Origin of the sequence: Microbispora sp. H11081 (assembly GCF_012999535.1) — a bacterium.
In the GTDB taxonomy this organism is placed as follows: domain Bacteria; phylum Actinomycetota; class Actinomycetes; order Streptosporangiales; family Streptosporangiaceae; genus Microbispora.
In genome coordinates this window covers 395,265-405,738 of sequence record NZ_JABBWV010000006.1, presented here as the reverse complement: position 1 = coordinate 405,738, position 10,474 = coordinate 395,265, and the positions used below count along the sequence as shown (strand labels likewise).

Here is a 10,474-nt window from a genome sequence, read left to right as displayed (position 1 = left end):
GTCGGGCCGGCCGACGCTGCCCGGCCTGGCCAGCCCCTCCCCCCCCCCCCCCCCGGATGAGGCAGCGCCCCACCAGCCTCCGCGGTGCCGTACACGTCGTACTGCCGTTCCGGCGGGACCAGGCCGAGCCAGGTCCGCTTCACCCATTCGGGCATCGAGGCGCCGCTGTGGTAGAGCGCCTCGAAGCTGGAGAAGTCGCGGCGCGTGATGCCGGGCAGGCGCGCGATGCGCTGCATCATCGTCGGCACAAAGCCCGCGAACGTCACCCGGTGACGAGCTGGGTCTGGCCGGACGCCAGCCCCTGACGGCCCAGCACGCCGAGGTCGCCCGGCGTCCTGGCCCAGGGCAGCGGATCAATGATGATCTTCGGGCGCCCCGTGGAGCCACCCGAGCAGATCGCCTTCCCCGGGTGCGGCACCCTGTCGGCCTGCGGCGGCCCGCCTGCCGTGCCGTACATCGCCTCCCCCGCGTCGCTGCCCATCGCGATGCGCACCCCCATCGTGCGCGCCCGCGCCACCGTGTCGAGGGCGCCCTGGAGCAGCCGGTCCGCCTGCTCGCGCTCGGCCGCCGTGGGGTCGAACCTGCGGTGGTAGTCGGCGATGAAGAAGGTGGGGATCAGCCACGTGCCCCGCTCCGCCATCGCCTCCATGACCTCGTCGGCGATCCCCCAGCCGTGCTCGATGCCGTCCACTCCGGCCCGCACCGCGGTCATGGTGCCCTGGCTGCCGATCGCGTGGCTCGTCACCTTCACGCCGGCCGCGTGTGACTCCGACACGATCGCGACGACCTCGTCCTCGGTGAAGGTGGGCAGTTCCCACTGCACCTCGTCCTTGACGCTCTGGCTGCTGGTCGCGATCTTGATCACCTGGGCGCCGGAGGCGAGCACCTCGCGCCTCCTGCAGTTATGAGTAAGATAACGGCAGTCTGCTAAGCATATCGAAGTTGCGTCAAGGAGAGATCACTGAGCGGCGCGGCGGAGACCGCCCGGGCGGCCGAGCACGCATCCGTGGGCGCGGGAAACGCTGCTAGCGTTCCGGTGTGGCAGGAGGAGAAGGAATGCTCGTGACACACGCGGCCTGGGACGCCGGTCGCCTCGCGCTCTGGGCGGAGGACACGAGCCGCGCCGCCGGGCCGGGCGCCTCCCGGGCCAGGGTCCGGCCCCACCCCTTCGCCGCGCCGCAGAGCGCTCTCGCCGCCGCGCTGCCGAGCTGGGGGGACGCGGCCGCCGAGGCGGCGGCGAAGGCCGTGCCCGGCGAGGTGACGCTGCTCCTGCCGGGCTCCGCGTCCGGCCCCCTCCCCTCACCGGAGACCGGGCTGAGCGTCGCCGCCCGCCGGCCCGGGATCAGGGCGTGGCGGGTGCCCGCACTGCTGGTGGACGCGGGCCCGGCGCTGCGCCTGCTGACCACGCTCGACGAGGCGGCCCGCCCTCCCGCGGAGTCCCCTGAGCCGGGTGACCGGCCAGGCGACGTTCCCGCCGACGTCCTCGCCGGGCCCTCCGTGCGTTATCTCGCCGTCGTGGCCGGGCAGGTCCGCGACCTGGTGCGGCGCGGCCGGGTGCTGCCCCAGCTCGTCGCCGAGGACGGCGGCTACGCGGCCCGGTGGCGGCCGGTCCTGACCGGTCGCGACGCCACCTGTTTCCGGGAGCTCGCCGCCGCCATGCCACCGGTCTGCCGGGCCGTGGCCGAGGAGCGGCCCTCCGCCCACGTGCTGATCGAGGCGATGGCCACCCTGACCGACGCCGCCGTACGGCAGGCCCTGCCCGAGCGCCTGCTGGGCGGGCACCGTCCCGGGCGGCGCAGTCCCCTGGCCGACCGCTGGACGGTGGCGCTCACCGGCGACGCGGCCGCGCTGCCCGGCGTGGGCAGGGAGGAGGCCGAGACGCTGGCCCGGCCGCTCCAGGAGTGGTTCCGGTCGGCCCACCAGCTCGAAGGACCCGTCAAGGTGTCCTTCCGCCTGATCGAGCCGGAGACGGTCGAACGGGAGACGGCCGAGTCCGCCGCCCCGGCGGCAGGCGCGCGCCAGGACATCGCCGCCGAGTACGACCTGGCCCACGCGGACGCCGCCGCGGCGGCCCGGGCGGACGGCGGCACCTGGCGTCTGGAGTTCGCCCTCCAGTCCTCCGAGGACCCGAGCCTCTATCTGCCCGCTCCCCTGCTGTGGGCGGGCGAGACCATGCCCGGCCTGCCAGGACGCGCCGACGAGGCCCTGCTGACCGGGCTTGGCCGGGCCGCCCGCCTCTACCCGAAGATCGACGACGCGCTCCGGCAGTCCCGGCCCGCGCATGTCGACCTGGACGTCGAGAACGCCTTCCACTTCCTCCGCCATGCCGCGCCGCTCCTGCAGTCGGCCGGGTTCGGGGTGCGGCTGCCCGCGTGGGCCGGCCGTGCCAGGCTCGGCCTGAAGCTCACCGCCCGGTCGCGCTCCGGGCCAGGCGCCGCCGCCGGCCAGGGGTTCGGGCTGGAGCAGCTGATGGACTTCCGGGCGGAGCTGGCCGTCGGCGACGAGACGATCAGCGAGGAGGAGCTGGCGGAGCTGGCCAGGCTCAAGGTGCCGCTGGTCCGGTTACGGGGGCAGTGGGTCGAGCTGGACGCCGGCCGGCTCGACGCCGCGCTCAAGGCGGTGGAGCGCCGCGGCTCGGGCCTCACGACGGTCGGCGAGATCCTCCGCGAGGTGGTTCAGGGCGGCGACGACGACCTGCCGCTGGTCGGGGTGGACGCCGACGGCCCGCTCGGCGACCTGCTGTCGGGCGAGGCCGACCGCCGTCTCGAACCCGTCGCCACCCCCGCCGCCTTCCAGGGGACGCTCCGGCCGTACCAGGAGCGCGGCCTTGCCTGGCTCGACTTCATGTCCGGGCTCGGACTCGGCGGCATCCTCGCGGACGACATGGGTCTCGGCAAAACCGCCCAGACGCTGTCGCTTCTCATGAAGGAGCGCGAATCGGGCGAGCGCGTTGAGCCGACACTGCTGGTGTGCCCGATGTCGCTGCTCAGCAACTGGCAGAAGGAGGCGGCCCGCTTCGCGCCTTCGCTGGACGCCTATCTCCACCACGGCACCGGCCGGCTCCGTGGCGAGGAACTGGCCGAGCGGGTCGCCCGCACCGACCTCGTCCTCACGACGTACGGCACGGCGTCGCGGGACCGCGACGTCCTCGCCGGGTTCACCTGGGCGCGGGTCGTCTGCGACGAGGCCCAGGCCGTCAAGAACGCCGCCGCCCGGCAGTCGCAGGCGGTGCGCTCGCTTCCGGCGCGGACGAGGCTGGCGCTGACCGGCACCCCGGTCGAGAACCATCTGGCCGAGCTGTGGTCGATCATGGAGTTCTGCAACCCGGGGCTGCTCGGGTCGGCGCGGGCCTTCCGCCGCCGCTACCAGGAGCCGATCGAACGGCACGGCGACGAGACGGCCACCGCCGCGCTCAGGCGGGCCACCGGCCCCTTCGTGCTCCGGCGCCTCAAGACCGACAAGACGATCATCTCGGACCTGCCGGACAAGCTGGAGATGAAGGTCTGGTGCACGCTCACGCCGGAGCAGGCGAGCCTCTACCAGGCGGTGGTCGAGGACATGATGGACCGGATCTCCGGCAGCGAGGGCATCGAGCGCCGGGGGAACGTCCTCGCCGCGATGGCCAAGCTCAAGCAGGTCTGCAACCACCCGGCCCACCTGCTCAAGGACGGCTCCCGGCTGGCGGGCCGCTCGGGCAAGCTGGCCCGGCTGGAGGAGCTGGCCGAGGAGATCGTCAGCGAGGGCGACAAGGCGCTGGTCTTCACGCAGTACGCCGAGTTCGGCTCGATGCTGCAGCCCTACCTGGCGGCGCGCGTCGGCCGCCCGGTGCTGTGGCTGCACGGCGGGCTGCCGAAGAAGGCGCGCGACGCGCTGGTGGAGCGGTTCCAGTCCGACGACGAGCCCATGCTGTTCCTGCTGTCGCTCAAGGCCGCGGGCACCGGGCTCAACCTGACGGCGGCCGCCCACGTGATCCACGTGGACCGGTGGTGGAACCCTGCCGTGGAGGACCAGGCGACCGACCGCGCGTTCCGAATCGGCCAGACCAGGAACGTGCAGGTCAGGAAGTTCATCTGCACGGGGACTCTGGAGGAGCGGATCGACGAGATGATCGAGCGCAAGAAGGCGCTGGCCGGCAGCGTCGTCGGGACGGGCGAGGAGTGGCTCGCCGAGCTGTCCACGGCGGAGCTGCGCGAGCTGTTCCGCCTGTCGCCCGAGGCGGTGAGCTGATGCCGGCCGGCCGGGACGGCTGGTTCGAGGCCGCGCGGCCCATCCGCGTGGAGGGCGGCATCAAGGCGCGCTCCAAGCGCGGGTCCATCGGCGAGCGGTGGTGGTCGCGCCGGTTCATCGACATCCTGGAGGGCGTCTGCGACCCGGGCAGGCTGAGCCGGGGCCGCGCGTACGCCCGGCGCGGCCAGGTGCTCGACCTCGATCTCGGCCCCGGGCTGGCGAAGGCCTGGGTGCAGGGCTCACGCAGCAGGCCGTACGACGTGAGCGTGGGGATCACGGCGTACGGCGCGGCCGAGTGGGCGAAACTGACGGCGGCGCTGGGCGCGCAGGCGCTGCACCGGGCCAAGCTGCTCGCCGGGGAGATGCCCCCGGAGATCGAGGACGTCTTCGCCGGGTGCGGGCTGCCGCTGTTCCCCGGCGAGCACGGGCTGGACATGGCCTGCTCGTGCCCCGACTGGGGCTTCCCCTGCAAGCACCTGTCGGCGGTGCTCTACCTGCTGGCCGAGGCGTTCGACGAGGACCCGTTCCTGGTGCTGGCCTGGCGGGGCATGGCCAGGGACGCGCTGCTCGACGCGCTCCGCCATCCCGGCGAAGGAGAGCGCGCGAACCGGCCGGGGCTTCTCGACGTGGCCGACGTCCCGTTCGCCGAGCGCGCCGGCGACTTCTACGGGTCCGGCGCGGCGCCGGCCCTCCCCGGCCCGCCGGCCGGCCCGCAGTCGCCTCCCGACCTGCTGCTCCGCGCGCTGGACCCGCCGCCCGTCAAGGCCAGGCACATCCCGCTCCTCGACCTGCTGCGGCCGGCGTACCGGACTCTCGCGGCCGAGGAGGACGAGTAGGGATCAGGTGTCCTCGAAGCTCTGCGGCACCATCACCCGGACGCCGTTCGGGATGGTCCTGAGCACGAGCGGGGTGAGCAGCCGCACCTCGCCGTCGATGTCGGCCGCCAGCGGCGGGTCGGTCTCCAGCAGCATCTCCTGGCCGGTCACGAACGGGCCGCCCGCGAGGCTGGTCCACTTGCCGGTGGTCGCCCGTACGAGGGTCTCCCCGAGCAGCCGCAGCCGCTTGCCCGAGCCGAGCTGGTAGGCCACGAGCCGGCGGTTGTCGATGCTGACGTCCCTGGCGATCTGCCAGCCGCCGTGGAAGCGGCCGTTGGCGATGTTGAGCTGGTGGGTCAGCAGCTCGTGGCGTTTGCCGTCCACCGTGATGTAGGCGCGGAACGGCCGGTGCCTGGGCAGGATCGTGAGCGCGGTCAGCGGGTAGGCTGCCCGGCCGAGCATCCGCTTGAGCCACGGCTTGACGGTGCCCGCCACCTCGACGGAGACGCCGAAGCTCGCGAGGTTGGCGAAGGGCCGGTCGCCGCAGACGCCGAGGTCGATGTCGGCCACCTTGCCCTCGGTGAACACGCCGATCGCCCCGGCGAGGTCGAGCGGCAGCCCGAGGCTGCGGGCGAAGTTGTTGGTGGTGCCGAGCGGCAGCACGCCGAGGGCCACGTCACGGCCGGCGACGTGCTTGATCGAGCTGCTGAGCGTGCCGTCGCCGCCGCCGACCACGAGCAGGTCGGGCCGCGAGTCCAGCGCCCGGGTGAGGACGTCGCGCAGCCGGGCCGGGTCGGTCACCGGGTGGACGCCGGTGAGCTGGAAGCCCCGGTCCTGCAGCAGCCGCACCACCTCGGCGTAGTGGCGGCGGCCCCGCCGGGACTTCGTGTTCACGACGAGGGCCGCCCTCCGCTCCGCGTGGATGGCCGCCGTGTGATCCGCCTTGCTTCGCACGATCTCATGCTAGGGGCCGCCGCGCCGCGCCGCGCATGCCGTACGACGCCGTCGTGGAGCTCCCGGCGGGCATGGATGTGCCCGGCGGCCGTCCGGTGAGCGGACGGCGGCCGGGCACGGGCACCGCCGGGAGGCGGTGTTTCTTCCTTGGGTTACTTCTTGGCGGGCGTGATCTTCACGAGCGCGCCCAGGTCCAGCGGCAGCGGGCTGACCAGCGAGATCTGCACGCCGAGCTGCTTGCCCTCGTCACCGGGGTTGCCGGTGCCGAGGATGGCGCCGCCGATGTCGGTGCCGTACAGCTCCTTCGCCGGGGTGCCGTCCGCGTTGACGATCCTGGTCGAGTACTGCTGGTTGCCCTTGGACGGGACGACCGCGGAGGAGTCACGCTGACGGTAGTAGAGGCTGCCGTCGCGGATCTCCAGGCCGGGGTACCAGCCCTTGGCGTCCGTGAACGCCGTCACCGCCGACTGCTTGCCGAACGAGGTGCAGTACTCCTTGAACGGCTCGCCCTCGACGCACTCCTTGAACGGGTAGGTGCCGACGAAGTTGAACGCCGCGTTGGAGGACTGCGGGCGGGACGGGAGGTTCTTCAGGACGCTCGGGTCCTTCTGCGCCGCCGCGCCGGTGCGGCGCAGCGGGTCGAAGTGCGAGTCCACGATGAGGAGCTCGCCCTTCGGGCCCACCGACGGCAGGTCGAACGTCGAGCCAGAGACGTCGTTGTTGGGCTGGGCGGTGTCCCGGTACCAGACGAGCAGGCCGGGGGCGTTGTACTTGATCTTCTCGACCTTCCAGGCGCCGTCGCGCTGCCAGGTCGTGTCGTAGGCGTACTGCAGGCCCTTGTCGAACCCGTCGAAGTTGCGCCACTCGGCGAGGTAGTACTGCGCCGCCTGCTCCTGGCCGGAGTGGATGATCCAGCCGGCGCCGGTGCTGTCGGTGAACGTGCCCTTGGTGGCCGTCCAGCCGTTGGCGCCGCCCTCGACGTCGTCGGTCCAGACCGCGGTGGCGCCGCTGTTCAGCGAGAAGTCGTCGTTGAACCAGCCGCGCTCCATGGCCGCCGCGTCCGTGTTGTAGCGCAGGCGGATCTGGACGGTCTGGCCGGCGAACGGAGCCAGGTCGACGTACAGGTGATGCCAGCCGCCGCTCTCCCCGGTGAGGCCGTACTTCTTGTTGCCGTAGTCCTTCAGGCGGCCGTTGGGGTCGGTGTAGTCGTCACCGGTGCTGACGAGGCTGCCGTCCTCGGCGTAGATCTTCTGCTCTGCCCAGGTGGCGCCGCCGTCGGCGGACACCTCGAAGAAGCCGAAGTCCCAGTCGGCCTCGATGCCCCAGTCGCTCCACCACCAGAACCTCGGGTCCGGCCCGGCCGGGACGTCGATGGTCCTGGCCAGCTTGTTGTCGGCCCAGTCCTGGTCGCTGTTGGACCACCACACGTTCGACCCGCTGTGCGGCGTGGTCATGACGTTCAGCTTGTCCGGCAGGTTGATCCTGACGCCGTCCTCGGTGCCCTTCGGCGTGCGCGAGGTCTGGCCGATCGTGACGACCTGGGTCTTGCCGCCCTGCTCGATGACCTTCGGGTTGGCCCAGCCGAGCACCCACTTGTCCCACAGGCCCATGTGCGTCGGCATCGACTGGAAGATCGGCCCGGAGTGCGAGCCGCTCGACATCAGGTCCCAGAAGTCGACGTCGGAGTCGCCCGCGCCGGTGGTGTCGTACAGGTCCGGCAGGCCGAGGTCGTGGCCGTACTCGTGGGCGAACACGCCCACGCCGGAGTCCTCCGGCTGGAGGATGTAGTTCGAGATCTTGACGTTCGTGCCCGGGACCGTGTAGCCGCCGGCCACGTCGCTGGAGTGGGCCCACAGGGCGAACGTGCCCTCGGCGCCGCCGCCGCTGGACTTGTCCTCACCGGCGTGGATCAGCACGAGGTGGTCGATGACGCCGTCGGGCTCGTCGAAGTTGCCGTCGCCGTCGGCGTCGGAGACGTCCTCGACGTCGTAGTCCGCCCACGGGAAGTTCGGGTTCGCCGCCACGAGCGCGTCCACGGCGTCGACCGCGAGCTGGGCCGCGCCGCGCGGGTTGTCCGGGTGTCCTGTCATGTCCTGCGGGTACGTGCCGCACTTGCCGGCGCCGTACCACGCCTCGGAGTGCGGCACCTTCAGCCAGCCGACGGCCTCACCGGTGACGGTGTAGGCGCCCTTCGACATCTCCTCGTACATGTTCTTCATGGTGTAGCCGGAGATGTCGATGCCCTTTTTGCCGTCCCGGGGGTCCTTCAGGTCCGTACGGACCCGGGTCGTGATCCCCTTCGAGGTGTAGAGCATGTTGTTGTAGTGGGCGGTGTTGAAGTCCGCCACCCACATCGAGTTGTTGTCCTTGCCGCCGCCCCCGGCGGTCGCGGGGTTGGGGATCGTGTTGTGCAGCGGGCCGTTCAGCTTGGTGCCGGGCGGCTCGGTGACGCAATCGTCGACGTCGTTGGTCGTCCTCGGGTGCGACCAGCCGGAGAAGTCGTCGTTGGCCTGCTCGTTGAACTCGACCAGAAGCGTGAGCAGCTTGGCGGTGCGGGTCGTCTTCGCCTTCTTGTAGATGAAGTCGAAGGGGTTCTTCCCGGTCCTGATCGCCTGCTTCTCGTGCTTGGCCAGCACGCGGGCGGCGACCGGGTTGCCGCTGGCGAACTTGCGGTCGATGGCCCGTGCGAGAGCCGCCGTCCGCTTGGCGCCCGCGGGGGGCACCTTCTCCTCCGTGGTGGTGAAGTCGCCCTGCGCGCGCGGGGGCGCGTAGTTGATGTAGTGGTCCTTGGCGGAGGGCTGATAGCCCGCTGTGGGCGCCGCAGCCGCACCGGCCGCTGCCAGACCTCCTGCCGCCAGCCCTAGTGCGGGCACGATCGCGGCGAGACGCCGGATTCTCTTGGACAACGAGATCCCTTCCCGTCCGGGTTCCCCGGACACCCATGCACGGCGCGCCGGGATGAGCGCGCATGCGGGACCTTAAACGAGGGGGTAAAGGGCAGGTAAAGAGACATCCGACATGGTTGCCAAAATGTGATCTGTACCGTAAACCGTAAATAATTCCGGATAACACCCGATACCGAAGCGTGCCGTAAAGTCCCAACGTGAACGATCTGACCTCCGCGCTCGCGGCGGCGCTGCCGGACGGGCGAGTCCTCACCGATCCCGACGTCACCGGCTCGTACGCCGGGGACCGCACGTTCCTGCCGCCGGGGACACCGCTCGGCGTGGTCCTGGCCGAGTCGCGCGGCGACGTGGTGGCCACGATGCGCTGGGCGACCGAGCACCGCGTGCCCGTCGTGCCGCGCGGCGCGGGCACCGGGCTCGCCGGCGGGGCGACGGCCGTTGACGGCTGCGTCGTCCTGTCGCTCGCGCGGATGACCGCGATCCGCGAACTGTCGCCGCAGGACGAGATCGCGGTCGTGGAGCCCGGCGTCGTCACCGCCGACCTCGACCGCGCGGCCCGCGAGCACGGCCTGATGTACGCCCCCGACCCCTCGTCGTACGAGATCTCGACCATCGGCGGCAACCTGGCGACGAACGCGGGCGGCCTGCGGTGCGTGAAGTACGGCGTGACCCGCGACTCCACGCTCGGACTCGAGGTCGTGCTGGCCGACGGCCGCGTGCTCGACACCGGCCGGCGGACGATGAAGGGCGTGACCGGCTACGACCTGACCGGCCTGTTCGTCGGCTCGGAGGGCACGCTCGGAGTGATCACCGCAGCGACGCTGCGGCTGCGGCGGGCGCCGGGCGAGGTGTCCACGGTCGCCGCAGAGTTCACCTCGCTGCGCGACGCGGCGGCGGCCGTGTCGGCGATCGTCGCCGCGGGCTGCCAGCCCTCGATGCTCGAACTGATGGACCGCACGACCCTGCGGGCCATCGACGAATGGAAGAACATCGGGCTGGAGCCCACCACCAGGGCGATGCTGATCGCCCAGGCGGAGGGCCCGGCCGACCGGATGGCGGCCCTGTGCGGGGCCGCGTCGTTCGTCGCGGTGTCGTCCACCCCGGAGGAGGCCGCCGAGCTCATCGGCATCAGGCGCCTGGCCTACCAGGCCAAGGAGCGGCTGGGCCAGTGCCTCGTGGAGGACGTGTGCGTGCCCCGCTCGGCGCTCCCCGAGATGATCACCAGGATCGAGGAGGCCGCGGCCCGGCACGACGTGCTGATCGCGACGGTCGCGCACGCGGGGGACGGCAACGTCCATCCGGTGTTCGTCTTCGACCGCGGTCTGACCGAGCCACCCGCGGCGGTCTGGGCCGCGGCCGACGAGGTCTTCCGCGCCGCGCTCGACCTCGGCGGGACGCTCACCGGCGAACACGGCGTCGGCCTGCTGAAGAAGCGCTGGCTCGACCTGGAGACCGGTCCGGTGACCGCGGAACTCCACCGGGGAATCAAGCAGGTGTTCGATCCGCTGAACATCCTCAACCCCGGTAAAGCAATCTGACTGCGCTGGTAGCGTTTGCGTCCATTGTCAGGTT

Annotated in this window: 7 protein-coding genes; 3 read left to right on the top strand and 4 right to left on the bottom strand. The window is 71.9% G+C overall.

Features of this window, described 5'->3' with window-relative positions; genetic code table 11:
• A partial coding sequence (locus HHX31_RS33730; RefSeq protein ID WP_211589875.1) for a hypothetical protein occupies nucleotides 1-239 on the bottom strand: 239 nt, incomplete at its 3' end.
• A 23-nt stretch (nucleotides 240-262) separates the two neighbouring features.
• Complete coding sequence (locus tag HHX31_RS18830; protein WP_169949582.1) at nucleotides 263-886, bottom strand: amidohydrolase family protein; 624 nt, start codon at nucleotides 884-886, stop codon at nucleotides 263-265.
• 170 nt (nucleotides 887-1,056) lie between these two features.
• Between HHX31_RS18830 and HHX31_RS18825 the strand changes: the two genes are divergently transcribed.
• Nucleotides 1,057-4,227, top strand: coding sequence for a DEAD/DEAH box helicase (locus HHX31_RS18825; protein ID WP_169949581.1), 3,171 nt, complete (start codon nucleotides 1,057-1,059; stop codon nucleotides 4,225-4,227).
• Complete coding sequence (locus HHX31_RS18820) at nucleotides 4,227-5,063, top strand: SWIM zinc finger family protein (RefSeq protein ID WP_169949580.1); 837 nt, start codon at nucleotides 4,227-4,229, stop codon at nucleotides 5,061-5,063. The genes HHX31_RS18825 and HHX31_RS18820 overlap by 1 nt, the downstream gene beginning before the upstream one ends.
• A 3-nt stretch (nucleotides 5,064-5,066) precedes the next feature.
• Here the strand turns inward: HHX31_RS18820 and HHX31_RS18815 are convergent, their stop codons facing one another.
• Entirely contained in the window at nucleotides 5,067-5,996 is a 930-nt protein-coding gene (locus tag HHX31_RS18815; protein WP_169949579.1) for a diacylglycerol kinase family protein, read from the bottom strand.
• Between the two features lie 152 nt (nucleotides 5,997-6,148).
• Nucleotides 6,149-8,902 (bottom strand): immune inhibitor A domain-containing protein, encoded by a 2,754-nt coding sequence (locus tag HHX31_RS18810; protein ID WP_169949578.1) that lies wholly within the window; start codon nucleotides 8,900-8,902, stop codon nucleotides 6,149-6,151.
• Nucleotides 8,903-9,099: 197 nt separating this feature from the next.
• On the opposite strand from HHX31_RS18810, the gene HHX31_RS18805 reads away from it, so the two are divergent.
• Complete coding sequence (locus HHX31_RS18805) at nucleotides 9,100-10,440, top strand: FAD-linked oxidase C-terminal domain-containing protein (RefSeq protein ID WP_311932018.1); 1,341 nt, start codon at nucleotides 9,100-9,102, stop codon at nucleotides 10,438-10,440.
• The last annotated feature ends 34 nt before the right edge of the window (nucleotides 10,441-10,474 follow it).

What these genes read in the sequence shown, in the direction of transcription:
- HHX31_RS18825 (WP_169949581.1), top strand. Translation starts at nt 1,057, where the DNA reads ATGCTCGTGACACACGCGGCCTGGGACGCCGGTCGCCTCGCGCTCTGG.
- HHX31_RS18820 (WP_169949580.1), top strand. Translation starts at nt 4,227, where the DNA reads ATGCCGGCCGGCCGGGACGGCTGGTTCGAGGCCGCGCGGCCCATCCGC.